Annotated in this window: 20 protein-coding genes and 2 pseudogenes; 3 read left to right on the top strand and 19 right to left on the bottom strand. The window is 69.9% G+C overall.

Annotated elements, in window-relative coordinates; genetic code table 11:
* The first annotated feature begins 141 nt into the window (after positions 1–141).
* Both adhE and ACP4J0_RS20390 read left to right on the top strand, forming a co-directional pair.
* The gene (adhE, locus tag ACP4J0_RS20395; protein WP_426600097.1) at positions 142–2,784 is read left to right on the top strand and encodes a bifunctional acetaldehyde-CoA/alcohol dehydrogenase; all 2,643 of its coding nucleotides are present in this window, start codon (positions 142–144) and stop codon (positions 2,782–2,784) included.
* Positions 2,785–2,941: 157 nt separating this feature from the next.
* Positions 2,942–3,370, top strand: coding sequence for an STAS domain-containing protein (locus tag ACP4J0_RS20390; RefSeq protein ID WP_426600096.1), 429 nt, complete (start codon positions 2,942–2,944; stop codon positions 3,368–3,370).
* Between the two features lie 106 nt (positions 3,371–3,476).
* Here ACP4J0_RS20390 and ACP4J0_RS20385 read toward each other — a convergent pair whose 3' ends face one another.
* The 16 genes from ACP4J0_RS20385 to ACP4J0_RS20310 all read right to left on the bottom strand — a co-directional run bounded on the left by ACP4J0_RS20385 (position 3,477) and on the right by ACP4J0_RS20310 (position 24,248).
* A complete protein-coding gene (locus ACP4J0_RS20385; RefSeq protein WP_426600095.1) occupies positions 3,477–5,861 on the bottom strand; it encodes a phosphoketolase family protein in 2,385 nt (794 codons plus the stop codon).
* Between the two features lie 381 nt (positions 5,862–6,242).
* Positions 6,243–7,007, bottom strand: a complete 765-nt coding sequence (locus tag ACP4J0_RS20380; protein ID WP_426600125.1) for a universal stress protein — start codon at positions 7,005–7,007, stop codon at positions 6,243–6,245.
* Positions 7,008–7,204: 197 nt separating this feature from the next.
* Positions 7,205–8,185, bottom strand: a complete 981-nt coding sequence (locus ACP4J0_RS20375) for an Acg family FMN-binding oxidoreductase (protein ID WP_426600094.1) — start codon at positions 8,183–8,185, stop codon at positions 7,205–7,207.
* A gap of 216 nt (positions 8,186–8,401) precedes the next feature.
* A complete protein-coding gene (locus tag ACP4J0_RS20370; protein WP_426600093.1) occupies positions 8,402–9,646 on the bottom strand; it encodes a cation:proton antiporter in 1,245 nt (414 codons plus the stop codon).
* Positions 9,647–9,649: 3 nt separating this feature from the next.
* Positions 9,650–10,129, bottom strand: coding sequence for a cation:proton antiporter regulatory subunit (locus ACP4J0_RS20365; RefSeq protein WP_019331187.1), 480 nt, complete (start codon positions 10,127–10,129; stop codon positions 9,650–9,652).
* Positions 10,130–10,403: 274 nt separating this feature from the next.
* Positions 10,404–11,024 (bottom strand): hypothetical protein, encoded by a 621-nt coding sequence (locus ACP4J0_RS20360; RefSeq protein WP_426600092.1) that lies wholly within the window; start codon positions 11,022–11,024, stop codon positions 10,404–10,406.
* Positions 11,025–11,286: 262 nt separating this feature from the next.
* On the bottom strand, positions 11,287–12,207 hold the full coding sequence (locus ACP4J0_RS20355; protein ID WP_426600091.1) for a universal stress protein: 921 nt from the start codon (positions 12,205–12,207) through the stop codon (positions 11,287–11,289).
* 124 nt (positions 12,208–12,331) lie between these two features.
* Positions 12,332–13,255, bottom strand: a complete 924-nt coding sequence (locus tag ACP4J0_RS20350) for a carbamate kinase (protein WP_426600090.1) — start codon at positions 13,253–13,255, stop codon at positions 12,332–12,334.
* A gap of 3 nt (positions 13,256–13,258) precedes the next feature.
* Positions 13,259–14,260: an ornithine carbamoyltransferase gene (gene argF / locus ACP4J0_RS20345; RefSeq protein WP_426600089.1), complete on the bottom strand. Its 1,002-nt coding sequence runs from the start codon at positions 14,258–14,260 to the stop codon at positions 13,259–13,261.
* Between the two features lie 22 nt (positions 14,261–14,282).
* The gene (locus ACP4J0_RS20340; protein WP_426600088.1) at positions 14,283–15,512 is read right to left on the bottom strand and encodes an arginine deiminase; all 1,230 of its coding nucleotides are present in this window, start codon (positions 15,510–15,512) and stop codon (positions 14,283–14,285) included.
* Positions 15,513–15,548: 36 nt separating this feature from the next.
* Positions 15,549–17,078 (bottom strand): APC family permease, encoded by a 1,530-nt coding sequence (locus ACP4J0_RS20335; protein WP_426600087.1) that lies wholly within the window; start codon positions 17,076–17,078, stop codon positions 15,549–15,551.
* A 421-nt stretch (positions 17,079–17,499) separates the two neighbouring features.
* Positions 17,500–18,597, bottom strand: a complete 1,098-nt coding sequence (locus tag ACP4J0_RS20330) for an IS110 family transposase (protein WP_426600086.1) — start codon at positions 18,595–18,597, stop codon at positions 17,500–17,502.
* Between the two features lie 710 nt (positions 18,598–19,307).
* Complete coding sequence (locus ACP4J0_RS20325; RefSeq protein ID WP_426600085.1) at positions 19,308–20,000, bottom strand: SDR family NAD(P)-dependent oxidoreductase; 693 nt, start codon at positions 19,998–20,000, stop codon at positions 19,308–19,310.
* Positions 20,001–20,124: 124 nt separating this feature from the next.
* Positions 20,125–20,448: a putative quinol monooxygenase gene (locus tag ACP4J0_RS20320; protein ID WP_043382939.1), complete on the bottom strand. Its 324-nt coding sequence runs from the start codon at positions 20,446–20,448 to the stop codon at positions 20,125–20,127.
* A gap of 55 nt (positions 20,449–20,503) precedes the next feature.
* Positions 20,504–21,328, bottom strand: coding sequence for an alpha/beta fold hydrolase (locus tag ACP4J0_RS20315; RefSeq protein ID WP_426600084.1), 825 nt, complete (start codon positions 21,326–21,328; stop codon positions 20,504–20,506).
* A 160-nt stretch (positions 21,329–21,488) separates the two neighbouring features.
* Entirely contained in the window at positions 21,489–24,248 is a 2,760-nt protein-coding gene (locus ACP4J0_RS20310; RefSeq protein WP_426600083.1) for an ATP-binding protein, read from the bottom strand.
* A gap of 116 nt (positions 24,249–24,364) precedes the next feature.
* Between ACP4J0_RS20310 and ACP4J0_RS20305 the strand changes: the two are divergent.
* Positions 24,365–24,689: pseudogene (locus ACP4J0_RS20305) on the top strand (DEAD/DEAH box helicase); the annotation flags it as partial.
* Here the strand turns inward: ACP4J0_RS20305 and ACP4J0_RS20300 are convergent.
* The 3 genes and pseudogenes from ACP4J0_RS20300 to ACP4J0_RS20290 all read right to left on the bottom strand — a co-directional run.
* A pseudogene (locus ACP4J0_RS20300) lies at positions 24,678–24,824 on the bottom strand (P1 family peptidase); the annotation flags it as partial. The pseudogenes ACP4J0_RS20305 and ACP4J0_RS20300 sit on opposite strands and share 12 nt — an antisense overlap.
* Positions 24,825–24,848: 24 nt before the next feature.
* Positions 24,849–26,090 (bottom strand): low temperature requirement protein A, encoded by a 1,242-nt coding sequence (locus ACP4J0_RS20295; RefSeq protein ID WP_426600082.1) that lies wholly within the window; start codon positions 26,088–26,090, stop codon positions 24,849–24,851.
* Complete coding sequence (locus ACP4J0_RS20290) at positions 26,087–26,446, bottom strand: hypothetical protein (RefSeq protein WP_361568196.1); 360 nt, start codon at positions 26,444–26,446, stop codon at positions 26,087–26,089. The genes ACP4J0_RS20295 and ACP4J0_RS20290 overlap by 4 nt, the downstream gene beginning before the upstream one ends.
* Between the last annotated feature and the right edge of the window lie 274 nt (positions 26,447–26,720).

Genomic DNA, 26,720 nt, shown 5'->3' with positions numbered 1-26,720 from the left:
GAGGGGCCCTTCGGCGCCTGCCACGGCACCGGGACCCGTCGGAGAGTGGAGCCAGGGAGGGGCGCCGGTCCCCCGCGGTGTCCCTCCCGTCCCGAGCCGCCGCATGAGCACGGCGGTCCCTGACAACGGAGGCACACCACCATGACCCGACAGGACGTGCGGACCAAGGACCGCGTCGGGATCGACGCCCCGTCCGACACCGCGGTCGCCGTGGACCGTCTGGTCACGGCCGGCCTCAAGGCTCTCGCCGACTACGAGGCCCTCTCCCAGGAACAGGTCGACCACATCGTCAAGAAGGCGTCGGTCGCCGCCCTGGACCAGCACACCGCCCTGGCCCGCCTGGCGGTCGAGGAGACGGGGCGCGGGGTCTTCGAGGACAAGGCCGCCAAGAACATGTTCGCGTGCGAGCACGTCACACACAGCATGGGCCACACGAAGACCGTCGGGGTCATCGGCCGGGACGACATCGAGGACATGGTGGAGATCGCGGAACCGGTGGGCGTGGTGGCCGCGGTCACCCCCGTCACCAACCCGACCTCCACCACGGTCTTCAAGGCGCTGATGGCGCTGAAGACCCGCAACCCGGTGATCTTCGCGTTCCACCCGTCCGCCCAGCGGTGCAGCTCCGAAGCGGCCCGCGTCGTGCGGGACGCGGCCATTGCCGCCGGAGCGCCGGAGCACTGCGTGCAGTGGATCGAGGCCCCGTCCGTCGAGGCCACCCGCACGCTCATGCATCACCCGGGCGTCTCGCTGATCCTCGCCACCGGCGGCAACGCCATGGTCAAGGCCGCCTACTCGGCCGGCAAGCCGGCCCTCGGGGTCGGTGCCGGCAACGTCCCGGCCTACGTCCACCGCAGCGCCAAGCTGCGCCGAGCCGTCAACGACCTCGTGCTGTCCAAGTCGTTCGACAACGGCATGATCTGCGCCTCCGAGCAGGCCGTCATCCTGGACACGGAGATCTACGACGCCGCGATCACCGAGTTCCGCTCCCTGCACGCCCATCTGGCCACCCCGGAGGAGAAGGCGAAGCTGGAGTCCTTCCTCTTTCCCGCCACCGGCGGTTCGGGCGCCGGCTGCGAACCCAAGGTCAACGCGGCCGCCGTCGGGCAGAGCCCGGCGTGGATCGCCGAGCGGGCCGGATTCTCGGTGCCGGCGGACACCTCGGTCATCCTGGTCGAGGCCGAACGGGTCGGCCCGGACGAGCCGCTGACCCGTGAGAAGCTCTGCCCGGTCCTCGCCGTACTGCGCGCCGAGGACGAGCGCCGCGGGTTCGACCTCGCCGCCGACATGGTCGCCTTCCACGGCCAGGGCCACAGCGCCGTCATCCACACCGAGGAGCCTGCCGTGGCGGAGGCGTACGGCATGCGGATGAAGACGGTACGGATCATCGTCAACTCGCCGTCCTCGCAGGGCGCGATCGGCGGCATCTACAACGGTCTGCTGCCCTCGCTCACGCTGGGGTGCGGCTCCTGGGGCAGCACGTCGGTGTCCAACAACGTCTCCGCCGCCCAGCTGCTCAACGTCAAGCGGGTCTCCACCCGCCGCAACAACCTCCAGTGGTTCAAAGTCCCGCCGAAGATCTACTTCGAACCGCAGGCCATCCGCTACCTGACCTCCATGCCGGACGTCCACCGCGTCACCATCGTCACCGACGCCACCATGACCCGCCTCGGATTCGTCGACCGGATCAGCCGCGTCCTGCAACGGCGTCGGGAGCCGGTCACCCTCCAGATCATCGACAACGTCCAGCCCGAACCCAGCATCGACTCCGTCCAGCACGGCGCCGACCTCATGCGGGACTTCCGCCCCGACACGATCATCGCGCTCGGCGGTGGCTCCCCCATGGACGCCGCCAAGGTCATGTGGCTGCTGTACGAGCAGCCCGGCATCGGCTTCGCGGACATGCGGCAGAAGTTCTCCGACATCCGCAAGCGCGCCTTCCGCTTCCCCACCCTCGGCAAGCAGGCCCGCCTGGTCTGCGTGCCCACCACCTCCGGCACCGGCGCCGAGGTCACCCCGTTCGCCGTCATCTCCGACCCCGCGACCGGCAAGAAGTACCCGCTCGCCGACTACGCCCTCACCCCCAGCGTCGCGATCATCGACCCCCTCCTCACGACCGCGTTGCCCCCGGCGCTCGCCGCCGACAGCGGCTTCGACGCCCTCACCCACGCCATCGAGGCGTACGTGTCCGTCTACGCCAACGACTTCACCGACGGCCTCGCCCTGCACGCCATCCGCCTGGTCTTCGGAAACATCGAGGCGGCCGTGAACAACCGTGCCAACGCCGCGGAGGCCCGGGAGAAGATGCACAACGCCGGCACCATCGCGGGCATGGCCTTCGGCAACGCCTTCCTCGGCATCGTCCATGCCATGTCGCACACCCTCGGCGCCACGTTCCACATCGCGCACGGGCGCACCAACGCGGTCCTGCTGCCGCATGTCATCCGCTACAACGGCACCGTCCCGACGAAGCTGACCGGCTGGCCCAAGTACGAGAACTACCGTGCCCCCGAACGCTTCCAGGACATCGCCCGCGCCCTCGGACTGGCCGCGGCCACTCCTACCGAGGGCGTGGAGTCACTCGCCGCGGCCGTCGAGCGGCTCCGTGACGCCGTCGGCATAGAGCCGACGTTCCAGGCCCTCGGCGTCGACGAGCGCGCCTTCCTCGACGCCCTGCCCCAGCAGGCCCTCAACGCCTACGAGGACCAGTGCGCGCCGGCCAACCCGCGCATGCCGATGCTCGACGACATGCAGGAGCTGATGCGCACGGCGTACCACGGCTGAACAGGCCGTGCCGGAGGCCGCCGCGCGGGAGCCTTACAGCTTCCGCGCGGCGGCTTCGCCATGCCGGCGGAGCTGACGTACCGAGGGGTCGCACGGGCCCCTGCGCATGGGCCATCGGACCCTACTGCCCGGCGAGCACCTGGTCTTGGCTGTCCCTATGACGCACGAGCACGCCCGCACCGGCCCGATCCGCTCCGAGTACACCGTCGGCCACACGACCGTCCTGGAACTGCGTGGAGACCTCGACATCGCCGTGACACCGATCGTCACGGCCCGGCTGGACGCCCTCACCGCATGCCCACACCCCGATCTGGTCGTGGACCTCCGTCCTGTGCCCTTCCTGGACTGCGCCGCGCTGGGAGTGCTGTGCAAGGCACGCGTGCGGATCCGTGAGCGGCACGGCAGGCTGCGTCTCGTCTCCGGCAGCGACCGCTTACGCGACATCATGCGCCGCACCGGGCTGGCGGACTCCTTCGATGTCTACAGGTCGCTGACGGACGCCCTGGCTGTCCAGCCCCGCGGGTACCGACGCGTCGTCCCAGCCTTCGCCGACCGCCCAAGTGGGGGCTTCAGCCGATCCCGCTGACGGGCGGGCAGTTCTCCGCGGGCGCCACCACTCGCCCAGGGAGCGGACGCAGCAGGGCCCGGACAGCGGATCCGACGTCCGCGGTCCGGGCCCCTCGGGGTTCCTGTCAGCCGTCCCACGTCCAGTCGGCTACCTCGGGAAGGTCGACACCGTGCTCGCGGATGTACGCGTGGTGGCGCAGCCGGGCGTCCTCCATCCCCTGGCGCACGGCCGCCGCGCGCACCGCGAGGCCGGGGACACGGTCGATGACGTCCATGACGAGGCGGTAGCGGTCCAGGTCGTTGCGGACCACCATGTCGAACGGTGTGGTGGTCGTGCCCATTTCCTTGTAGCCGCGCACGTGCAGGTGCTGGTGGCCTGTGCGGCGGTAGGCCAGTCGGTGGATCAGCCACGGGTAGCCGTGGTAGGCGAAGACGACCGGCTTGTCGGGGGCGAACAGGCCGTTGTACTCGAAGTCGCTCATTCCGTGGGGATGTTCCTCGCTCGGCAGCAGTCGGGCGATGTCGACGACGTTCACGACCCGGACGGCCAGCTCCGGCAGGTGGTGCCTCAGCAGCTGTGCGGCGGCCAGTACCTCCTGGGTGGGGACGTCGCCCGCGCAGGCGAGCACCACGTCGGGTTCCCGGGTGCCGTCCTCGGTGCCGGCCCAGTCCCAGATGCCGGCGCCGCGCGCGCAGTGCACCCGGGCTTCCTCCATGGTCAGCCAGTCGAAGCAGGGCTGTTTGCCGGCGACGATCACGTTGACGTAGTCGCGGCTGCGCAGGGCGTGGTCGGCGACGGAGAGCAGGGTGTTGGCGTCCGGCGGCAGGTAGACCCGTACGGCTTCGGGGCTCTTGTTGAGGATGTGGTCGACGAAGCCGGGGTCCTGGTGGGAGAAGCCGTTGTGGTCCTGGCGCCATACGTGGGAGGTGAGCAGGTAGTTGAGGGAGGCGATGGGGGCGCGCCAGGGCAGGCGGCGGGTCACGCGCAGCCATTTGATGTGCTGGTTGACCATGGAGTCGACGATGTGGACGAACGCTTCGTAGCAGGAGAACAGTCCGTGCCGGCCGGTGAGGAGGTATCCCTCCAGCCAGCCCTGGCACGTGTGTTCGGAGAGTATCTCCATCACCCGGCCGTGGCGGTCCAGGTGCTCGTCCACGTCAAGGGTGCGGGCCTGCCATGCCTTGCCGCTGGCGCCGTAGACGGCCTGGAGGCGATTGGAGGCGGTCTCGTCGGGGCCGACGACGCGGAAGTCACGTCGGTCGGCGGTCTCGCGCATGATGTACTCCAGCAGGTCGCCGAGGACGCGAGTGGGTTCGTGCAGGGTCGCGCCCGGCTTGTCCACCGGGACGGCGAACCTCTCCAGAGGCGGCAGCGGCAGTTCGCGCACCAGCAGGCCGCCGTTGGCGTGCGGGGTCGATCCCAACCTGCGTGCGCCGTCGGGGACGCACGTCAGGACGTCCGGGCGAGGTGCCCCGTGCTCGTCGAACAGCTCTTGCGGCCGGTAGGAGAGCAGCCATTCCTCGAGCTGCCGCAGGTGGTCGGGGTTGTCCCGGACGGCTGACAGGGGGACCTGGTGAGCTCGCCAGGTCCCTTCCACGGGAAGACCGTCGACCTCGGCGGGGCCGGTCCAGCCCTTGGGGGTACGCAGAACGATCATCGGCCAGCGGGGCCGCTCCGTCTCCCCCTCCTCGCGGGCGGCGCGCTGAACAGCGGCGATACGGTCCGCGGCGGTCTCCATGGCCTGGGCTATCGCGCGGTGGACGGCGGCCGGCTCGTCTCCGGTGACGTGGATGGGCTCGTGTCCGTATCCCTTGAGGAGTTCGTCGAGTTCGGACTCCGGAAGCCGGGACAGCACGGTGGGATTGGCGATCTTGTAGCCGTTGAGGTGCAGGATCGGCAGGACGGCGCCGTCCTGCACGGGGTCCAGGAACTTGTTGGAGTGCCAGGAGGCGGCCAGCGGCCCGGTCTCCGCCTCACCGTCACCGATGACACAGGTGACCAGCAGGCCGGGGTTGTCGAAGGCGGCGCCGTAGGCGTGAGAGAGGGCGTAGCCGAGTTCCCCGCCCTCGTGGATGGAGCCGGGCGTCTCCGGGGCCACGTGGCTGGGGACGCCTCCGGGGAACGAGAACTGCCGGAACAGCCGGGCCATCCCGGCGGCGTCCCGGGTGATGTCCGGGTAGGTCTCCGTGTACGACCCTTCCAGCCAGGAATTGGCCACCACGGCGGGGCCGCCGTGACCGGGCCCCCAGATACAGAGGGCTTCCAGCCCCCGGGAGCGGATGAGTCGGTTGAGGTGTGTGTACACGAGGTTGAGGCCAGGTGAAGTGCCCCAGTGACCGAGCAGCCGCGGCTTGACGTGCTCAGCGCGCAGCGGTTCGGTGAGCAGAGGATTGGACATCAGGTAGATCTGGCCGACGGACAGATAGTTCGCTGCACGCCAATGGGCGTCCAGCCTCCTTAATTCCTCGTCCGAGAGCGGACTGGACACCTGTTGCGAATGGGCGCACATGTTGGGTTTCCTTGCGATCGATGGTCGGCTCGACGGAGAGCCCTGCGAGGTCTTTCGTCTCACCCTGCCCCGTTCACCGGGTACCCGGCAGGGCCGACCGGACCCTTCTGTACACATACCGCTTGCGGCCGCCCGGTGTTCGATCGAATAGAGGGGAAGGCTCCCGCGAACGCCCCCTGATCGAGCGGCAGTCTCCGGATCGCGAGGTGGGGGCACAGCCTGTCGAGAGGTCCGTCTCGCGATCCCCGCATGGCATCGTCGCCGCCGGGTACCGATGGCGTTGTGCCGGCCGGATGGTACGGCGTGGTCCTGGGGAGGTCGCGCGCCGTACCATCCACCGCGAGGTGGACGGGCCCTCGTCCACCAGGCCACTGCGACGGGCTAGACGGACACGTGCGGGATACGCGCCCGGCATCCTTCGACCCACCTCCGTGGCGTGCCTGCGCTGCCATGACCGGCCACTACGACCAATTGAGCCGTTGTCCCCCATAGCCGCTTCCTCCATCCCTGTGCGGACAGACAGCCCACCGCAACGTCCGGGAAACGCCTCCTGAGTCCGGAAAGCGCCGCGGCAACCGACACTCCGCGCTCTCGACCACTCCAAGGGAGCCGACGACGCAGGACCAGCAAAGACACGCCTCGGGCCGAGGCTTCGGCGAAGGCGCACTCCATGGCCTCTACAGCCTCTCCGGCGGACGCCGACGCGTCGACGGCCACCAGAACGGGAGCGGTCGAGTCGGCCGTGGCGTCGACCACCAGCACCGGGCAGACACTGTGGCGCATCAGCCTGCGCACGACCTTGTCGCGGCGTGGATGGCCGGCCCCCTGCCGGTGGCGGTCGAGTACGACGAGCGACGCGTCCCCTGCAGCGGCTTCCAGCACTGCCGCGGGATCACCCAAGAGGACCTCGTGAGTGATGTCGACCTTCGGTGCGACCACATGAGCTCTCCGCAACGCCGCCGGTGGCAGACCGTCCATCTCGCGCGGTTCGGACCCGTCCGGATCCCAGGGCGGCACGCCGTCCGGTATTCCGCCGGTAGGCCATGCGATGGCCTGAGTGAACCGCAGGGCCACTCCTCGCCGATCCGCCTCACGCGCCGCGCAGTCCACGACCGCGGGTACCTCACGCGAGCTGTCCAACGCCATCACGACCGGGCCGTCCATGACGATCCCTCCCCTCCCTCGCTTGACGGGACCGGCCGACGGCGCAGCCCCGCTTACTCGACGAAAGGCTGCTGCGGCGCCCCACTCCGGCACAGGGGCCGAACGGGCCGACCCTCCGCCGTACGGCCCCGAGGTGCAGCGCCCCCGGTCCGAAGCCGCGCAGCCCGCCGGGACCGGCGTCAACCGAGTACGTCGGAGAGAGCGCGCCGGGGCAGAGCACGTACGCGTGGTGCGTGCCCGAGGCGCAGGATCACCTGCGGGTACTGCCCGGCGGTGAGAGCCTGTCGGACACGGGTGCGCAGGTGAGGCACTTCCAGAGGTTGTGTGTGAAACGCCGCCATGACTCCGTGCCCGGCCGCGTGCAGGAGCAGCCGCTGAAGCGCCTGCCCGGACCGCAGCCAGGTGAGCGGATCGTCCTTGCCCGTGGCGAGGAGCACCACCAACCCGGTCCGGGCGGGCCATCGTCGAGGAGGCGTGGGGAACATGTCCGTCAACCCCGCATAGTCCCGCCCCGCGAGGGCGGTGGAGTCGGGGTGGAGGACGCTGACGTCGGCCGGCACACCGTCGTCTCGTGGCCGGGCGAGCCGCCAGGTCCAGGCGGCCCGTTCGGTGGCGAGCCGTGCGTCGGTGCGATGGGCTTCCTCGCCCACACGGACCAGTTCGGCCAGCAGTCGCCGTTCCGTGGCGTCATCGATGATGTGCAGGTCCGCGCCCTCCCGACGCGTGTGATCCCGCATGCCGTCGACAAGATCTGGGGGCAACGGTTCCGGCAGGAAGGGACCGTGTGCGGTGTGCTGTCGGCCCAGAGCGGCGTACAGACGCTGTTCCTCGTCAGTGGGCCGGGTGTAGGCACCCCACCCAACAGTGGCGAGGTGTGCCGGGTCCTGTGGGTCGGGGAACGTGTGGACGACGGGCCGGAAGCCCAGGTACAGCATGGCCAGCCGCACGTTGAACAAGGCGGCGCCGCAACCGACCACGAGTTCCCGTCCGTGGGGGTCGGCGAGTGGCAGCCCGCGCCGGGTGTCCGCGTGCAGCTCGATCCCCATGTCGCCGTCCGCGACGAAGCGCCAGGGCTGGGTGTTCAGGAGCGACGGCGCGGTCATCGCCGCACGGACGAGGAAGGTGGACGCGTGGGAGAGGCGCCCGCTGCGGAAGGACATGGGAGTGCCTGCCTTTCATGAGGGCGGGACGACGGGACACGACGATTGGCCGTGAAGACCAACGGCGCCTGGTGGAGAAGACGGTTCTCTGCCCACCTGCAGCTTCGCGCCGCCCGGCAGTACCGGGCAGAGGCGATCGGTCCGTGGTACGGCCCCACTGGCCCATGTGCCCTGTACGTCGGTGACGCCAGTTGCCCTGCCTGCGGCCGGGAACGGTCAGCCGGAGCGGACCTCACTGCGCGCCGGGTCCGGTGTGGATGCGGCTGTGGAAGGCCGGGGCTTGTCGAGCATGCCCGACGCCCGGTCGGACGCCCTGATGCGCGAGACCACGCCACGGGTCGGTGCCAGGCGGGTGAGTACGGGACCGCACACTGCCAGAAGGATCACGTAGCAGGTCACCAGGGCCGCAAGGCGGTCCTGAGCGGTAGCGGCCAGTCCGATGACGACGACCGAGAACTCCCCGCGGGCGACGAGCGCGGTCCCGGCTCTCAGTCTGCCCCGGCGGCCCGCTCCCTCACGCCCTGCGGCGTACCACCCCGTGGCCACCTTGGTGATCGCGGTGATGAAGGCCAGGACCGCTGCGGCCGGCAGCGCGGGCAGCAGATGCCCTGGATCGGCCGACATGCCGAGAGCGAGGAAGAACACCGCGGCGAACAGGTCGCGCAGCGGGCCCAGTACGGTCCTGGCCCGCTCGGCGGCGGCGCCGGTCAGCGCGAGCCCGACCAGGAAGGCCCCGACCGCGGCGGAGACGTGGACCAGCTCGGCCAGTGCGGCGATGACCAGGGTGAAGCCGAGCACCCTGAGCAGTACCTGCTCGGCGTCGGCCGGAGACAGAACTCGGCCGACGTGATGTCCCCAGCGGCTCGACCCGCCTACTGCCGCCCCCACCACCGCAGTGGCCGCGAGTACGGCGAACAACGCTTCCCACCAGCTGCCTCCGGCGGTGACGACCGCGAGGAGAGGGAGGTAGGCGGCCATCGCGAAGTCCTCCAGCACCAGCACCGACAACACCGCGGGCGTCTCACGGTTGCCGAGCCGGCGCAGATCGCCGAGAAGCCGGGCGATGATGCCGGAGGACGAAACGTAGGTCGCACCTGCCAGGGCCAGGACACCTGCGGCGTCGAGACCGAACAGCCATCCGGCCACGGCTCCGGGGATGGCGTTGAGAACGAGGTCCACGACAGCGGAGGACCGGTGACGGCGCAGGCTGGCCGTGAACTCTCGGGCGGTGAAATCCAGGCCGAGGGTCAGCAGCAACAGGATCAGTCCGATCGCGGCGCCGGTGTCGACGAACTCGCGAGCCGCTGGGACCGGCGCGATGCCTCCGTCGCCCAAGGCGAGCCCTGCCAGCAGGTACAGCGGTACGGGCGTCAGGGCGAAGCGTCTGGCGCCCGCAACGATCAGACTCGACGCGGTCAGGATGATGCCCAGTTCCAGCAGCAGGGCTACAGGGGTGTGCACGGCTCAGCCTTGGATGATGCGTTGTACGCCGGTGATGCCTTCACGCGTGCCGATGACGACCAGCACGTCTCCGACGTGCAGACGCTGGGCAGGTCCGGGTGAGGCGATGACGTCCTCACCGCGGACCACGGCCACGATCGACGCGCCGGTACGGGTACGGGCCCGGGTTTCTCCCAGTGGCCGTCCGGCGCACGGGCTGCCGGGGCCGACCTCCAGTCGTCCGGCGTCCAAGCCGGGGACCTCGCGCGTCAAGTCGGCGAAACGCTCGGCAATGCGCGGGGCGCCGAGGATTTCGGCGAGAGCGTCCGCTTCGTCCCCGGTGAGCCGCAGCACCGGATGAGCCTCGTCGGGGTCGTCCCGCGGGTAGACCACCAACTCGAACTCCCCCGAGCGCTGGGCGACGACACCGATCCGGTGGCCCTCGTGGTTCACGAACTCGTAGCGCAGTCCCACGCCGGGCAGCAGCACCTCGTTGACGTCCATACGCGCCCCTTCCTCGTTGCGACTCACCTGTTCTGTCCGCTCATCGGCGACCACCCGCGTCACCCGCCGTAGCCGTCCCGAGGCTCAGGGGCACGTGCTGAGAGAGACCGGGCACGCTCACCCGGCCTCCTTCCCAGACGGACCAAGATCCTGTTCTGGTGCGCGCCGCCATCCCGCGCCGGCCCGACGAGGGACGACCCGCGCGGCACACCGGTAGGCCCGCGGACGTGCTGGTGGGGCGGGCCCGTGGGTGGTCCCGCCCCACCAGTCGTGTTCAGCGCAGCCACGCGTAGTCGCGGACGACGGGGAGCCGCGCCCACCACCGGCCCAGCCCGAAGACGTTCCCGGCCGAGACCGCGGCCAGGACGATCAGCACCACCGCATACACCAGGTGGTAGTCGGCGAACGGGTTCGTCGACATGCTCGCCGACCCGTCGGACAGGTGCTTGGCCGGCGGCCACTCCGCCACCCACATCAACGCCATCATCACCGTCCCCGCCAGCGCCGCCAGACGCAGCGCCACCCCCGCGGTCAGAGCCAGCCCGATCCCCAGCAGACCCAGCATGAACAGCCAGTCCGCCCACGCCGCCCCGGCCCACGAGTGGAACGTCGACTCCATCGGACCGACGGCGACATGCCCCAGGAAGCCCTCCGTGGGCGAACCACCGTCGACCCAGCCCTTCCCGGACGCGGTGGCGTAACCGAACCCGAACGTCTTGTCCAGGAACGCCCACAGGAACACGAACCCCATCAGCACCCGGGCCGACGCGAACACACAGGCCCGAGCGGTAAGCGCGCCGGCCTCCACCGACCCGGGCGCGGAAACCGCGCCGTCACGACGGAACGACGGCAGACGAAAACCCGAACTACGGTGCGTGGACTGGTGCACGGCCATGACAGTGACTCCTTCAGAGAAGATCCGGCTGGTTCCTGACACCACTCACTCTCCCGGACCCCACCACCCCGCACCCGACGCCGAAGGGCCACACCCCAGGGCCCCAACAGCCCCGATCCACAGGGACCTTCGGCCACCACCGGTATTGAAACAGCCCGCCTGTACGCGGTGGTGTCTCACGCATCGCGTACAGGCGGGCTGAGGATCGGACAGGAGGAGGTCTCCCTCGTTGAGTTCGCTGTCCTGGGCAAGTCCTTCTCGGTCAGTCGTGCGAGATCACCGCCACCGGAGCGACGGCATGATGCAGCAGCGCCTGGGTCACCGGACCGATATGAGTGCCGACCACCGCCCGACGGTTCTGCCTGCCCACCACCACGAGGGCGGCGTCATAGGAGGCGTCGACCAGGTGGCGCCCGGCACCACCGATCGTGGCCTGCGTGTGCACCTCCACTGTGGGGTACCTGTCCTGCCACGGTCGCAGGACGTCGGACAGTTCGCTCCGTACCTGCTTGACCATGCCGTCGTTCAGGTCGGGCATGAGCGCGCCGCCGTAGTAGTAGGGCGGCAACGTCCAGCCGTGAATGATCCGTAGGCTTACGGCGCGCCGTGAGGCCGCGTCGAACGCGAAGTCGATCACCGCGTCATTGGGCTTGTGCAGGTCCAGGCCCAGGACGACGTCACGGTGGCCGGAGACGGCGGAGACCTCGCGTGCCGAGGTCTCCGCCGGCGCCTCCTCTTCGCCGTGCTCGGCAGCACGGACGAGGACGACGGGCCGCTCGCACGAGGCCAGGACGGCATGGGAGACGGAACCGAGCAGGTATCCCGCCGCCTTGCTCAGTCCGCGGGAGCCCAGTACCAGCAGCTCGGCCTCCTCGGCGGCCTTCAGCAGAGCCGGGACGGGCAGACCGGGGATCTCGTCCGTGTCGATCCGCAGCCCGGGGCGGGTCTCGCCGACGCGGGAGCGCGCCTGGGCCAGCAGGTGCTGTGCCGATGCCCGCTGGAGGTCGCTCGGCGGCACCGGCACGCCGAGTCCGGTCGCAGGTGCGAAGGCGGGGGCTTGCCACTCCCACGCGGTCACGAGCCTCAGAGGCAGGTCCCTGAGCTGTGCCTCGTGCGCGGCCCAGTCTGCGGCAGCCAGGCTCGCCGGCGAGCCGTCCAGTCCGACGGTGATGGTGCGGGTCATGGAAATCCTCCTTCAGGCTGCTTCGAGTCTTGGTCCCGTCAGGCGGTGACAGCAGGGGCCACTGGTCCTTGGCCAGGACCCGACCGTCCCGGAATCCGACTCCCGGTGCGCCGCCTGCTGCTTGTCATCCGATGGGGAGTTCGGGTCGTACGAGCGTCCCCGATGTTCCGTGGGCGATGGCGTACGCGGCGTCGAGGGCTCCGATCGCGGCCAGGCCACCGGTCCGTTCCACGAACCGGGCAGCGGCCTCGGTCTTGGGCTTCATCGAACCCTCGGGGAAGGCCCTGTCCCGAAGTTGCGCGGGGGTCACGTCGAGCACGGGCTGCTGGCGAGGCGTGCCGAAGTCGGCGTACACGTGCGGGACGTCGGTGAGGATGAGCAGGAGATCGGCCTTGAGTTCCTCGGCCAGGAGAGCGGCGGTGAAGTCCTTGTCGACGACGGCTTCGACCCCGGTCAGCGCCCCGGTGTCGTGATCGGCTGTGACGGGGACGCCTCCGCCGCCGGCGCAGACGACCAGCGTTCCGCTGTTCAGCAAGGCTTGGACGGTGTCCGTCTCCACGATGGCCTCGGGCGCCGGGGACGGGACGACGCGGCGCCATCCCGTGGTGTCCTTGGCGATGTGCCAGCCGCGCTTGCGGGCGAGGACGTGCGCCACCTCCCGCGAGTAGACCTGGCCGACGAACTTGGTGGGCCGCGCGAAGGCCGGGTCGCCCGCACGGACCACGGTGTGGGTGACGAGCGCGGCGACCTGCCGTCCGGGAAGGGCACCTCGCAGGGCCCGGGCGAGCAACGACCCGATCATGCCCTGCGTCTGAGCACCCAGGACGTCCAGCGGGTAGGGAGTGGACAGGGCGGGATCAGAGGCGCTTTCGACGGCCAGTAGGCCGATCTGGGGGCCGTTGCCGTGCGTGATGACGAGTTCGTTGTCACGGGCGAGTGCGGCGAGGGCGGTGACGGCCCTGTCGATGTTGACCTGCTGCACCGCGGCGTCGGGGCGTTCGCCCCGGTGCAGTAGGGCGTTGCCGCCGAGGGCGACGACGATGCGCATGGATCAGTCCTCCAGGGTGGCGACGAGTACGGCCTTGATGGTGTGCAGCCGGTTCTCGGCCTGGTCGAAGACGAGGGAGGCCGGTGAGGAGAAGACGTCGTCGGTGACTTCCAGGCCGTCCAGTCCGTAGGTGTCGAAGAGTTGCCTGCCCAGACGGGTGCTGCGGTCGTGGAGTGACGGCAGGCAGTGCATGAACCTGGCGTCCGGGTTGCCCGTGGCCGCCATCGTCTTGGCGTCGACGCGGTAGGGCAGCAGCAGTTCGACGCGCTCCCGCCAGGTCTCCGCCGGCTCCCCCATGGACACCCATACGTCGGTGTGCAGGAAGTCGGCGCGGTGGACGGCTTCCTCCACGTCCTCGGTCAGGGTGATGCGGGCCCCGCTGACGGCGGCGAGGGAGCGGCAGGCGGTGACGAGGCCGGCTTCGGGCCACAGCGCTCTGGGGGCGGCGATCCTCGCGTCCATACCGAGCAGGGCTCCCATGGACAGAAGGGAGTTGCCCATGTTGTTGCGGGCGTCCCCGAGGTAGCAGTAGCTGATCTCCGCCAAGGGCTTCGAACTCTGTTCGGTCATGGTGAAGACGTCACAGAGGCTTTGGGTGGGGTGGGTGGTGCCGGTCAGCCCGTTGAAGACCGGCACACCGGAGTGCTCGGCGAGTTCGGTGACGACGGACTGGCCCGAGCCGCGGTACTCGATGCCGTGGAACATGCGGCCGAGGACACGGGCGGTGTCGGCGACGGACTCCTTGACGCCGAGGTGGGTGTCCCCGGGGCCGAGGTAGGTGGTGGCGGCTCCCTGGTCGGCTGCGGCGGCCTCGAAGGCGCAGCGGGTACGTGTGGAGGTCTTCTCGAAGATCAGGGCCAGGTGCCGGCCGGTCAGGCGCGGCCGTTCGGTGCCCAGGCGCCGGGCCTTCTTGAGGTCGGCGGCGAGATCCAGGAGATGACTGATCTCCGGTGCGGTGAAGTCGAGCTCGCTCAGGTAGGAGCGGCCTCGCAGGTCGATGCTCACGGCGGTTCCTCGTGGTTGGCGGTCAGACGACCGGGTCGCGTTCGATGGGGCAGCTCATGCAGCGGGGACCGCCCCGGCCGCGGCCGAGTTCGGCACCGGCGATGGTGATCACTTCGATGCCCTGCTTGCGCAGGTAGGTGTTGGTGGTCACGTTGCGCTCGTAGCCGACGACGACACCGGGGGCCACGGCAAGGAAGTTGCTGCCGTCGTCCCACTGTTCGCGCTCGGCCGCGCGTACGTCCTGCGGTGCGGACAGCATGCGGACCTTGTCCAGGTCGAGGGCCTCGGCCAGGGCAGTGGCGAGATCCGACTCGGCGTTGACGTCGAAGCCGCAGTCACGATCCGTGCTGGGCACCAAGGACCAGGAGCGCAGGGAGTCGGCCAGGCCCGGATAGACCGCGAAGGCGTCCCGGTCGACCATGGTCAGGACGGTGTCCAGGTGCATGTACGCCCGTGTGGCGGGGAGCTGGACCGCCAGCAGGCGCTTGGCCGTGCCCTCGGCGAAGAGGCGGGTGGCGAGGGTCTCGACGGCTTGGGAGGTGGTGCGTTCCCCCATGCCGACCATGACCGTGTCGTTGCCGAGGACGTGGACGTCACCGCCCTCCAGGGTGCCCTGACCGCCGGGCGCCGGGAAGTCCTCCAGGATCGGAGCAGTGGCGGACTCGGCGAACAGCGGGTGGAAGCGGTAGACGGCCGCAGCGTGCAGGCTCTCCCGGCGCCGAGCCGGCTTCGCCATGGGGTTGACGGAGAGCCGGTCGTAGATCCAGCACGAATTGTCGCGCGGGAACAGATGGTTGGGCAGCGGCGTGAGGGCGAAGTCCTCCTCACCGAGCGCGCTCCAGAACAGACTGTTAGGAGTGGTCAGCGGCAGGTCGTCCTTCAGCAGGCCGCCGATCAGGTAGCCGGCGAGTGTCTCACCGTCCAGGTCGGCACACAGGTGCCGTATCGGCTCCGCGAGGGCGGGGCCGACGGCGCCCGGCGTGATGATCCGGTCCAGGAGCCAGGTGCGAGCCTCAGCCATGTCCAGGACCTCGGCGAGCAGGTCGGCGAAGTAGTGGACGCGTACGCCCTGGTCCCGCAGGGCCTGTGCGAAGGCGTCGTGCTCTTCGCGGGCGCGCTTGGCCCACAGGATGTCGTCGAACAGCAGGGCATCGACGTTGCGAGGCGTCAAGCGGGAGAGTTCGAGTCCAGGCCGGTGCAGGATGACCTGGCGAAGTCGGCCGACCTCGGAGTCGACGTGGAAGACGGTCATGGTCGCAAGCTCCAGGGAGGGAAGGGTGGCGAGTGGTCAGTGCTGGTCGCGTCGAGCGCTTCTGCGAAAGCGGACGACCGTCGTCCGGCGGCCGGGCAGGCGAGCGGGCGTGGTTTCCGGTGCTCGTGGGCCAGGAAGGACGGGCGCGGCCGAGCCGGACGAGTTGTCGGACGCCGCAGGCGCGGGGCCGTCAGGCGCTTCGCCCTCGTGGCGGGTCCGCTTGAGCCAGACGTACACCGGCAAGCCGAGCAACAGCACGAACAGGCCGTAGTAGACCGTCTGGTAGCCGCTGCCCTGGATCGACCAGTAGGAGAAGGCCATGGCCAGTGCGGCCACGGTGACATCCCGGACCAGTCGGCCGAGCGTGAGGCCGTCCCGGCCGCGGACCAGGACCCAGTACAGCTGTGCGGCGGCGGAGAACAGGTAGGGGATCACCGCGGTGAGCACACTCAGCAGAACGATCTTGGTGAAGACGTCGTCGAAGCGGGTGTAGCTGAACACCGTGATCAGGGACGCGAGCACGGTCGAGACGACGATGCCGAAAATAGGTACTCCGCTGGTGCCCCGCGTCCTGGCGAAGGCAGCGGGGAAGAGTCCGTCGCGGGCGGCCGCGTACGGCATCTCCGCGCAGAGCATCGTCCAGCCGTTGAGTGCGCCGATGCCGGAGACGATGGCGGCCACGGCCACGGTGTTGCCCGCCCACGTGCCGCCGAAAATGTTGTTGGCGGCGTCGGTGAACGGTGCGGTGGACGAGCCCAGCGCGCCGTGCGAGACAGTACCGAAGACGGCGAGCGTGCCCAGGATGTAGATGACCGCGCAGGCCAACGTTCCGTAGACGGTGGCTCGGGGCACGTTGCGCCCGGGCTCCCGTACCCGCCCGGCGACCACCGAGGCAGCCTCCAGCCCGAGGTAGCTGAAGAGCGCGATGGCCGCGGCCGCCGATATCGCCCCCAGCGTCGACTGTCCGCTGGCATTGAAGGGACCGAAGTTGTCAGGGTCGACGAACAGCAGCCCGATGGTGGCCATGAAGATCAGCGGTACGAACTTCACCACGGTCGTGATCACCTGAAAGGCGCCCGTGTTCCGCACGCCGGTGAGGTTGACCGCTGCAGGGATCCACAGCCCTACCAGGGCGATCAACATCGAACCGCCCACCTGGTGGCTGGTGTTGACGAACACTTCGACGTACCCGACCCAGGCCACCACGATCGCCGCGTTGCCGGCCCACGCGGTGATCCAGTACGACCAGGCGTTGAGGAACCCGGCGAATTCCCCGAACGCTTCCCGGGCGTATACGTAGGGTCCGCCGCTTGACGAGGTGCGCTTGGACAGCGCTCCGAACGTCATTGCCAGCGCCAGGGCGCCGAACGTGACCGCCGCGAACGCCACGAGGGAGATCGGCCCGTACGGCGCGAGTGCGGACGGAAGCGCGAAGACGCCGGTCCCGATGATGCTGCCGATTACCAGGGCGGTGGCTGCCGGCAAGCCCAGCGAGGATGTCGCACTGGGACGGCGATCCGTGCCTGTCCCACCCGGGGACTCGGATTCTCTTGAGGTCGAGGGCATGGCAGCACTCCTGATGTCGGCCGTTTTCAGCAGGCGAGTCGATCTATGACTGATCCTGCTGCGGCGTGAGCGCGCCGATCAGTGGCTATCGGTCCACCGACGAAGGCCGATGGTCCCTGTGATCGCTTCCGACCGGCCCACGGAACCTCGGTACCACTCGTGAATGCCCGCTCCTTTCGCGAGTCGTCGAGGACTCGTCCTGATGCACGCCTGGTCGAGCGCAATTGCAAAGCACGCGCACCCCGGAAGCCTCACCGGAACACGCATCGCATGAGGTGCCCACCACAACGTGAGTGCAATCGGAGCCGATCTCATGGCGAAGCCGCGCCGTAGCGTTCCGGCGCGGCTTCGTCGTCCTTGAGATTCGTGCGGTGGCCCGTCAGAGTGGCTCGCGGCGGTGCCCCACCATTCACCGACGCCCCTATAACGCGGGGGCGCGGGAAACTGGTCTGACCAGGTTGAAGACCTCGCGGGCTGCGTATCGCTTGAGGCATCGGATGATCTCACGACGGGTCTTGCCCTCCTGGGTGCGGCGTTCGAAGTACGCCTGGGTACGCGGGTCGTGGCGCAGCCGGGTGAAGACGATGCGATGCAGGGCGGCGTTGGCCTGCCGGTCGCCGCCGTAGTTGAGCCGGCGCGTGCGCCGTCGGCCGGAGGAGTACTCGATGGGGCTGACTCCGCAAAGGGCAGCAAAGGACGCCTCGGTGTTCAGTCGCTCGGGGTTGTCCCCCATGGTGATCAGGAGAGTGACGGCACTGTCCGGACCGATGCCCACCGGTTCGAGCAGCTGTGGGGCGTGGTGTTCGACGAGCCGGGTCAGGCGCTGGTTCAGCTCATTGATCTGCCCGGTGAGCTGTTCGATACGCTCGGCGAGCATGCGCAACGTCATGTGGGTGGCCTGGGCCACCGCGTCCTCGTCTCCCCCACCGTCGTGCGGGCCGAGGCGCGCGCAGGTGCGGAACAACTCGGCATTGCCCAGGCTCGACAGCCGTTCCCGCAGCGCGGGGTCGGCGATGACCAGGACGGCCTTGAGCTGGTTGATCGCCTGGGTGCGGGCCTTGACCGCGGAGTCCTTGGCGAGCTTGTAGATCCGGGCGCTGTGCACCGGTCCGTCGCCGGATTTGGCCCGGGCCTGGGCGCGGCCGCTGAGCACGGCCCGCGCGGCGGCCTGAGCGTCGAGCGGGTCCGACTTGCCGAGCAGCCGGCGGGCCGTGCGGTCGGGCCGGTTCACTTCAAGCACCTCGACGTGCTGAGCCAGCAGGTACCGGGAGAGGCCCGCTCCGAAGGTACCGGTGCCCTCCACGCCGGCCCGGCGCACCGTCCCCCGCTTGCGGGCCCAGACGAGCAGCTGTCGGTAGCCGGCCGCCGTCGCCGGAAAGGACTCGGTTCCCAGGACCTTTCCCAGCGGGGAGACCACGGCGGCGACATGCACCTCGCCGTGCGTGTCCACGCCCAGGACCACCTCGCGCCGATTGGGCGGATCCATGCTGGAGGAGGTGCTGCGCTCTCTGGTCGTCATGATGGTTCGCCTCCCACGTGCTCACGTGCTGGGTGGATGGCACCGGCCCGCTCGGGCGGTCTGAACCGTGATGGCGCCTGGAACTCGGCAAGGCCCCTATAGGGACACGCCCTGTGGCTCGGTACCAGCAGAAACCATCCCGCAACGACAGTCGACAAGCCTGTGACTGGACACTTCGGTCAAAGATCTCAAGAGTCAGACCCCCGTACGGAACGGCATCGCGCAACCGTCCCATCGTCCCCGGTGCATCAGCACGTCCCGACCACAGCCGGATGGCTTCGCCCGAACCAGTGCCCAACCTGGCTGGAGCAGGCTGAGAATGAGCCGAATCCCCGCCCACTCGTGACCGGCAATGACGGACAGCCGTCTGGCCCGCCGCACGGTCGTCCCTTCATCGACCATCGCACGAACGGCTTCGAGTCCTCTTTCTGGTACACGGCTGTGCACAAGTCATATAGCGGGCACCGACGGCCCGCGATGCGGCGAACTCGGTGCGCTGGTGGCGTTCCCGCTCCCGGTGGGCCTGGGCTATCTACTGCAGGACGATCCCGGCATCAGCGGGCCAGTCCTATTTGAAAGAAGCGGACTTAACGTCCAATCAGGGGCTTGGCGACTGAGTCCTGATTCCCTCGGTAAGGGCCCGTCGGCCCTTACCGGTGCGCCGGGTGGGTGTGGTTGCCAGGACTGTCGCGGGGTCGGGCCTGCCGCCGTCACCAGGGGAGTGTGCCGGCGCGATCGGTCACCGTGCCGGTGGGCGTGTCGGGCCCCAGGGTGGCGATACGCACCGCCGCCTCCGCGCCCTCCTCGACGCTCTGCCCGATGTGGCCGGTGAACTCGGTCGCGGTCTGGCCGGGGTCCACCGCGTTGAAGCGGACGTCGGGGATCGTCCTGGCGTACTGCATGGTCAGCATGGTGACCGCGCTCTTCGACGAGCCGTAGGCGGCGAGCGGATACTGCGACTCGACCCGCTCCGGGTCGTGGGTCAGCGTGAACGACCCCAGACCACTGGTGACGTTGACGACGGACGGGGCAGCCGCCTTCCGCAGCAGGGGCAGGAACGCGTGCGTGACGCGCACCAGACCGAAGACGTTGGTTTCGTAGACGTGGCGGATCTGGTCGGCCGTCATGTCCTCGGGGGCCGTCACTTCACCGAGGATGCCGGCGTTGTTGACGAGAACGTCCAGGTGGCCGGCCCGCGCGCGCAGCGTCTCGACCGCCGCGCCGACCGACGCGTCGTCGGTCACGTCCAGCTGGACGAAGCCGGCGCCGAGCCGGTCGGCGGCCTTGCGTCCGTTCCCGGCGTCCCGGGCTCCGATCCAGACCGTCTGGCCCACCTGGACGAGTCGGCGCGCGATCTCGTGGCCGAGGCCCCTGTTGCCGCCGGTGATCAATGTGGTGGTCACGTCGTGTCTCTCCTGTGCGTGTCGTCGGAGCGGGTGCTCCCGCAAAAGCGGTCACCGGGAGCACCCGCGGGATCGGTTCGCGGCGGTGCGGCCCGCCGGCGTCGATGCCGGCGGGCGTCCGGCGCTAGTGGGCGGGACGGAACGGGCGCAGCAGGCGGATGCCGTCCTCGATGGATCCGTCGATCAGCTCGAGCATCTGCGGGACGAGTTCCCGCATCCGGGGCGCGGCGAGGTGTGCGTCGAGGTGGGCGCGTGTCTCCCAGCGTTCGTAGATGACGAACTCGCCGGGTCGGCCCTCGACTTCGTGGGCCTCGTAGTCGATGTTGCCGAGGTCGTTGCGCGAGGGGGTGACGGCGGCGGTGATGAACGCCTTGAGGTCGTCCTCCCTGCCCGCCTTCGCCTTCGCGTCCCAGACGACGGTCACGTAGCCGGTGGGTGTTGCGGTCATGGTCATTTCTTTTCTGTTCCGGGCTGACGGGCTGTGTGTCGGTACCGGGCCGGTGTCAGCTCTCGATGAAGTCGAGGAGGTCGGCGTTGACGGTGTCGGCGTTCACGGTGCACATGCCGTGCGACAGTCCCGGGTAGACCTTCAGGCGCGCGTTCTTGACCAACGTGATCGCCATCTCGGCGGAGTTGGCGATCGGGACGATCTGGTCGTCGTCGCCGTGCATGATGAGCGTGGGCACGTCGATCGCCCGGAGGTCGTCGGTGAAGTCGGTCTCCGAGAACGCCTTGATCCCCTCGTAGTGCGCCTGCGCGCTGCCGGTCATTCCCTGACGCCACCAGTTCTGGATGACGCCCTGGGAGACGTCCGCGCCCGGGCGGTTGAACCCGTAGAACGGCCCGGAGGCGAGGTCGAGGTAGAACTGGGAGCGGTTGGTGGCCACGGCCTCGCGGAAGCTGTCGAAGACCTCGACCGGCAGCCCTCCCGGGTTCGATTCGGTCTGGACCATGAGCGGCGGGACCGCTCCGATGAGGACGGCCTTGGCGACCCGCCCGGCACCGTGCCTGGCGACGTACCGGGCGACCTCTCCGCCACCGGTGGAGTGGCCGACGTGGACGACGTCGCGCAGGCCGAGGTGCGCCACCACGGCGGCGGCGTCCGCCGCGTAGTGGTCCATGTCGTGCCCGTGGCCGACCTGGGCGGAGCGCCCGTGCCCGCGGCGGTCGTGGGCGATGACGCGGTAGCCGTGCTGGACGAGGAACAGCAGTTGGGCGTCCCAGTCGTCCGAGCTCAGCGGCCAGCCGTGGTGGAACATGACCGGCCGGCCCGAGCCCCAGTCCTTGTAGAAGATTTCGGTTCCGTCGCTGGCGGTGACGAACGGCATGGTCTGCTCCTCGTGGTCTCGCCCGGGTACCGGGCGGATTCGATGTCTCCACGAGAATGGCTCGGCCACCGTACCGACAGCCTCCGTCAGCTGACTGACATCCGGCCGACGGCTCGCTTACGTCAGTACCGGGGCAGTGCTGAGACCCGACCGGTAGCTCTCACAGCCCGGTGGCCGGAAGTTCGGGAGGCAGCGCCTCCAGAGCGTCGCGGAGCCCGGCCCGCGACGTGATCCCCAGCTTCGGGAACACACGGTAGAGATGCGACGACACGGTCCGCGGCGAAAGGAACAGACGCGACGCGATCTGCGGGTTCGACAGCCCTGTCGCCGCCAGCCTGGCGACCTCCAGCTCTTGCGGGGTGAGGGCCTCACCAGCCTTGCTCCGGCCGGTCCGCGTCATCCCGGTGGCGCGGAGCTCCGCCGCGGCCCGAGTCTCCCACGAACGGGCCCCGAGCGCCTCGAAGCGGCCGCGGGCGGCGGTCAGCTGCACCCGGGCCTCGCGGTTGAGTCCCTGACGGCGCAGCCTCTCGCCGTACGCCAGATGAGCACGGCCGACCTCGAAGGGCCACTGCTCGACGCCCGGCAGTGCGAGTGCCTCCTCGAAGCACCGGACCATGTCCTCGGCAGCCGATGTCATCGCCGTGACCGTGGCCGAGCTCAGCGCGAGCCGCGACGAGAGGTGGCCGACACCGGCGTCGCGCAGCGCGTCCGCGTGCCGTCGCGCCTCCTCGTGCCGCCCGGTGCGCACGGCGGCCTCGACGAGGTCCGGCGCGGACCACACGGCCTCGGGGTTGAACGGCGGCAGCACACCCGGGGCGCAGATCGCTGTGGCGTGCCGGAAGGCCGTCTCGAAGTCGGCGGCGCCGAGGGCCGCCCGGGCCGCCGCTTGGTGGGCGCAGTTCTCCAGCCGCCGCAGTCTTCTGGGCCCCGACCACCCCCAGACGGCCTCGCAGTGGCGGCGGCACGCGTCGAGGTCGCCGCGCTGGGCCGCGGCCATCGCGGCGATGTAGTGCCCCACCTGGGCGAACAAGTGGTATCCCGTCTCCTCGGACAGGGCGACGAGCTCGTCCGCGGCGTCGGCCGACGGCTGCCAACGGCCGGTGTACAGGTCGTCCAGGGCGACGAACATCAGGGCCGGCATGCTCGATCCCACCGCGTCGCCGTCGCGTATGACCCGCAACACGGCCTCGCGGCAGCCCGGAAGCCGGTCGAGGTACGAGGCGGTCAGGGCGGTGCGGATGACCACGTCGGCGTCACTCTGGTCCCTCAGCCGCGCGATCTCCTCGTCCAGGCGGCGCAGCATGCCGTCGGTGAGGGAGCCGAGGTCGTGGTGGACGCGAGCCAGGGACGCCGCGGCGGCGGGCGACGCCGCGGGAAGCTGGGCGAGGACCTCGGACAGAGGCTGCCAGTGCTCGGGCCGGCCCGAGTACTGGCTGGCGAGCGTGAGGGTGAACAGCGCGGTCTCCAGCTCGGCGGACGGCGGACCGGGCGACACCGGCGCCTGCTCGAGCGCCTCCATCAGCAGCGCGTGGGCGGTGTCGGCGTCCCCTTCCGTGACGAGCACGAGGAAGCCGGCCGTCGCGGCCGCCAGGAGCGACCGGACCGCCGGATCGCCCTCGACCTCACGCATGATCTCGTGGCTGATCTCCAGATGACCCGCGACCCAGGCGGCGACGTAGGCGGCCTGCGACAGGCGGCGTCTGCGGACCATCCGGTCGGGGCTCAGCTCGGCCGCGCGCCGCAGCCTCGCGATCGCGCCGTCGGCGTCACCGCGTCGCAGGCTGCTGCGGGCCGCCGACTCCACGACGGCGGCGACCGCCTCGTCGGGCGCCGTCGTGGCTCTCGCGAGGTGATCACCGCGCCGCTCGGGCTGGTCGGCCAGCGCGTCGGCCAGCCGGCGGTGGGCGCTGCGCCGCTGCTCGCCGGTGGAACCGTCGACCACCGCGGCCCTGACCAGCGGGTGCCTGAAGCGCACCACGCGGCCGTTCTCCGCGACCATGACCAGGTGGTCGCGCTCCGCGGGAGCGAGCCCGTCGAGCCCGCCCGGCCCGCCGGCCGCCTCGAGAATGCCGATGTCGCCGGAGCCCTCGAGAGCCGCGAGCAGCAGTACCTCGCGCGTTCTGTGCGGCAGCCGCCCGACGCGGGCGCTGTATAGAGCGCGCACGTCCCGTCCCTGGCCGCTCGCCCACCCCGCCCCTTGGCCGTGTTGGCCGCCGGACGCCCCGGCGGACCCGGCGAACTCGAGCAGAGCCAGGGGGTTTCCCTGCGCCTCGTGCGCCACGGTCGAAAGGACCCGACGGGGGAGGTGGGCGAAGCGCCGGGACAGCAGTCGCAGGGCGTCCGAGTCACCCAGCGGCGCGATCTCGAGCTCCGGCAGGCCGGTGGACCGGAAGGATGCGTCGGACTCCGTTCGCCCTGCTCCGAGCAGCCCGATGCGGCGACCGCCCAGTCTTCTGGCGACGAAACCCACCGCAGCCCGGCTCGCCTGGTCGACGGCATGAAGGTCATCGACCACGAGGAGCAACGGCCGCTCCTTCGCGGCCTCGTCGAACAGGGACAGTGCCGCGTTCAGGACGGCGATCCGGCTCGGCGCGGGACCGGCGCCGAGACCGAGGGCGACCTCGAGGGCCTCCCGCGTGGAACGCGGCAGACGACCGAGCTCGTCCGGCAGCGAGCCGACGAGCTGATGGAGCCCCGCGAAGCTGATGTCCGTCTCGTACTCGTCGCCGCTCCCGCGGACGACCCGCATTCCCTTCGCCACCGCCAGCTCGGCGGTCGCGTCCAGGAGCGCCGTCTTCCCCACGCCCGGATCACCGGTGAGCAGCAGGACGGCTCCGTCCGTCCCGGCCATGTCCAGGAACGCCGCAAGCTCTGCGAGCTCGCCCTCCCGGCCGACCAGCCCAGTCGGGCCGACACCCATGCCTGTCCTTGACTTCGCCCACATCCGCCGTGTCCCTCGCTCTGCCTCGCGAGGCGGTCGAACCACCAGCCACGCACTTGACCAGCGATTATCGCACCCACCGGCAAACGGAGTGTGAAGCCATCTGCTTCGCCGACACCCGCAGCTCCCAGACGAAGATCATGCAGAACACCCGTCGGGCGCTGCGGCCCCACCGCAACGACAGCACGAAGGCCACGCGGGTCATCGTGCCGGTCTCTCCCCCGGCCTGGCAAAGACCCGGCCGGCATGGTCGCCTCCGCCGGCTATCGCCCCTTCGTCGCCGTCCTCCGAGGCCTGCGCAGTCGTGATGAACGACTCGTCGAGCAGCTCGCATCCCGCGCCCGCACCGGCGGACAGCGCAAGATCCACGTCCGACGCGACGAAGACGGACGGATCATCGGTGCCGACACCGGCGGCGAGGACGTCGTCCAGGGCCAGCGGGTTCGCGGTGCCGAGCGGGTGCGTCCCCGTAGCCGGTGTGAACAACGTGTCACCGTCGTTGAGCAGGTGCACCGGGCGCACGGCACGGGCGCCGTCGTACGCCGTGCCGGCCAGGTTCCCGCGGCGGCGAGGGTTCCCTCACAGAACTGGCACCGCGACGCTTTCCTCGCCCCTCCCACGCTCCGGGCTCGTCCCGAGCGCCGTCAGCGTCACCCCGGCTGCCACCGCCAGCGCCGCCACCAGCCCCGCCGCGAGCACCGCCCAGTGACCCAGGAACGTACAGACGACCACCAGCAGCGCCGTGGCCGGCAGCACCGACTGCTGGGCGATCCCCACCTTGTAGAAGCGCGAGTGCAGCGCCCACACCGTGAGCAGGAACAGCGCTGTCGGCAGCGTCACCGCCGCCGACGCCGACAGCGCCGAAAGGTGCGCCTTGCCCACCGCCTGCTCCACCGCCACCTCCAGGCCGGCCCCGATCGCGGCACCCGAGACGAAGATCAGGTAATGGCCGTAGCCCCAGAGGAAGGACTGCCGGTTGGAGCGGAGGTGCCCGTGGATGGGGACCGCGAAGTACACCCACCAGGCGGCGAAGATGATCAGCAGTCCGCCGGCGGCGATGGGCAGCAACTCACCCAGGGCCTCGTGCTCGTCGATCCCCGACTTCACGGCGACGGTCGCCGCCGCGATGGTCTCGCCGAGCACGATGAGCGTGAGCAGCCCGTACCGTTCGGCGATGTGGCGGGGGTGCCACGGCGTGGGGTGGGCCCGCTCCGCATACAGCGGTACGGCCATCTCCAGCAGCGCCATCACCAGGAAGACCCACGGGCGGCCGGCCTCCGGCAGGGCCAGTAGCCCCAGCCAGCCGATCTGGCACAGCCCGATGGCGTACCGCAGCGCCATCGTCCGCTCGGGGCCCTGGCTCGACCGCGCCACGCGCAGCCACTGCGCCGTCATGGCGAGCCGCATGATCACATAGCCCAGGACGACGACCAGGTACGCGTGTTCCTCGAACGCCGGGGAGACGCCTGCCGTCAGGACGAGCACGCCGGCTATCTGGATCAGCGTGACGATCCGGTACAGCACGTCGTCGTTGTCGTAAGCCGAGGCGAACCACGTGAAGTTCATCCACGCCCACCAGATGGCGAAGAAGATCATCAAGTAGTTGAGGATCCCCTCGCCCGTGTGTCCCTCTACCATGGCGTGCACCAACTGGGCGCCTGCCTGGGCTATGGCCACGATGAAGCACAGGTCGAAGAAGAGCTCCAGTGAGGAGACGCCGCGGTGGGTCTCGTCGCGGCCTCGCGCCGTGAGCCTGCGCAGTGGTCTGTGGTGTGCGGGCGCCGCGGAGCACACCGGCGGCGGAGCCGGGCTGCTTGTCATCTGGTGAGCCAAGCTCCGAAATGCCGCTGCAGTCGGGGATTGATCTGCCAGACCATCGCTGCTGCCGCCGCCGGGACGAGTACAGCGAGTCGCACCGGCAGGTACAGATCCTCCAGAACAGGGTTCGTGGCCAGGCCCAGCAGGACGATGGTGGGGTAGATACCGCACACGGTGAGGAGCCACAGTTTCCAACGCCGGACGGCGGCCGGAACGGTGGGGCCGAGCCGGGGCTCGGCGTTCGCGGACGCGTCCCGGCTCTGCTCCCGGAGCGTGTGCCGGATGTCTGTCACTGCCGGTGGGCTTGGCAGTCCAGGATCGTCGGCACCGTAGGCATGGGAAACAATTCTCTCGTTCATGGACCACTCCAAATCGAAATGCTGCGTGTCGTTGTGATTCCATCGGTTCCTGCTCGACCGAGGCGATGTTGGCGCTGCGTGATGGGCTGCCCGCGCGCAACAGCGGCAGCAGTTGCCGGGTGAGCAGCACAGGGCTCAGATGGTTTCGCTGTGTCTCGGCCGGAGCGGACAGGTCGGCGATGTATTGCTCGGCCCCGAAACGCTGCGCGATCGGCACCGGTCGCTGCGGGGCACGACCGTGCAGAAGTAACTGGTGCACGACTTCCGCAAGCTC

It is taken from the genome of Streptomyces sp. WG7 (genome assembly GCF_049975785.1).
Taxonomy (GTDB): domain Bacteria; phylum Actinomycetota; class Actinomycetes; order Streptomycetales; family Streptomycetaceae; genus Streptomyces.
The sequence above is the reverse complement of the archived record's forward strand: the minus strand, read 5'-3'. Positions and strand labels throughout refer to the sequence as shown.

Bases quoted from the DNA above. Each gene is read 5' to 3' on its own strand.
- adhE (WP_426600097.1), top strand. From the start codon at position 142: ATGACCCGACAGGACGTGCGGACCAAGGACCGCGTCGGGATCGACGCC.
- ACP4J0_RS20390 (WP_426600096.1), top strand. From the start codon at position 2,942: ATGACGCACGAGCACGCCCGCACCGGCCCGATCCGCTCCGAGTACACC.
- ACP4J0_RS20385 (WP_426600095.1), bottom strand. From the start codon at position 5,861: ATGTGCGCCCATTCGCAACAGGTGTCCAGTCCGCTCTCGGACGAGGAA.
- ACP4J0_RS20380 (WP_426600125.1), bottom strand. From the start codon at position 7,007: ATGGCGTTGGACAGCTCGCGTGAGGTACCCGCGGTCGTGGACTGCGCG.
- ACP4J0_RS20375 (WP_426600094.1), bottom strand. From the start codon at position 8,185: ATGTCCTTCCGCAGCGGGCGCCTCTCCCACGCGTCCACCTTCCTCGTC.
- ACP4J0_RS20365 (WP_019331187.1), bottom strand. From the start codon at position 10,129: ATGGACGTCAACGAGGTGCTGCTGCCCGGCGTGGGACTGCGCTACGAG.
- ACP4J0_RS20360 (WP_426600092.1), bottom strand. From the start codon at position 11,024: ATGGCCGTGCACCAGTCCACGCACCGTAGTTCGGGTTTTCGTCTGCCG.
- ACP4J0_RS20355 (WP_426600091.1), bottom strand. From the start codon at position 12,207: ATGACCCGCACCATCACCGTCGGACTGGACGGCTCGCCGGCGAGCCTG.
- ACP4J0_RS20350 (WP_426600090.1), bottom strand. From the start codon at position 13,255: ATGCGCATCGTCGTCGCCCTCGGCGGCAACGCCCTACTGCACCGGGGC.
- ACP4J0_RS20340 (WP_426600088.1), bottom strand. From the start codon at position 15,512: ATGACCGTCTTCCACGTCGACTCCGAGGTCGGCCGACTTCGCCAGGTC.
- ACP4J0_RS20335 (WP_426600087.1), bottom strand. From the start codon at position 17,078: ATGCCCTCGACCTCAAGAGAATCCGAGTCCCCGGGTGGGACAGGCACG.
- ACP4J0_RS20330 (WP_426600086.1), bottom strand. From the start codon at position 18,597: ATGACGACCAGAGAGCGCAGCACCTCCTCCAGCATGGATCCGCCCAAT.
- ACP4J0_RS20320 (WP_043382939.1), bottom strand. From the start codon at position 20,448: ATGACCGCAACACCCACCGGCTACGTGACCGTCGTCTGGGACGCGAAG.
- ACP4J0_RS20315 (WP_426600084.1), bottom strand. From the start codon at position 21,328: ATGCCGTTCGTCACCGCCAGCGACGGAACCGAAATCTTCTACAAGGAC.
- ACP4J0_RS20310 (WP_426600083.1), bottom strand. From the start codon at position 24,248: ATGGGTGTCGGCCCGACTGGGCTGGTCGGCCGGGAGGGCGAGCTCGCA.
- ACP4J0_RS20295 (WP_426600082.1), bottom strand. From the start codon at position 26,090: ATGACAAGCAGCCCGGCTCCGCCGCCGGTGTGCTCCGCGGCGCCCGCA.
- ACP4J0_RS20290 (WP_361568196.1), bottom strand. From the start codon at position 26,446: ATGAACGAGAGAATTGTTTCCCATGCCTACGGTGCCGACGATCCTGGA.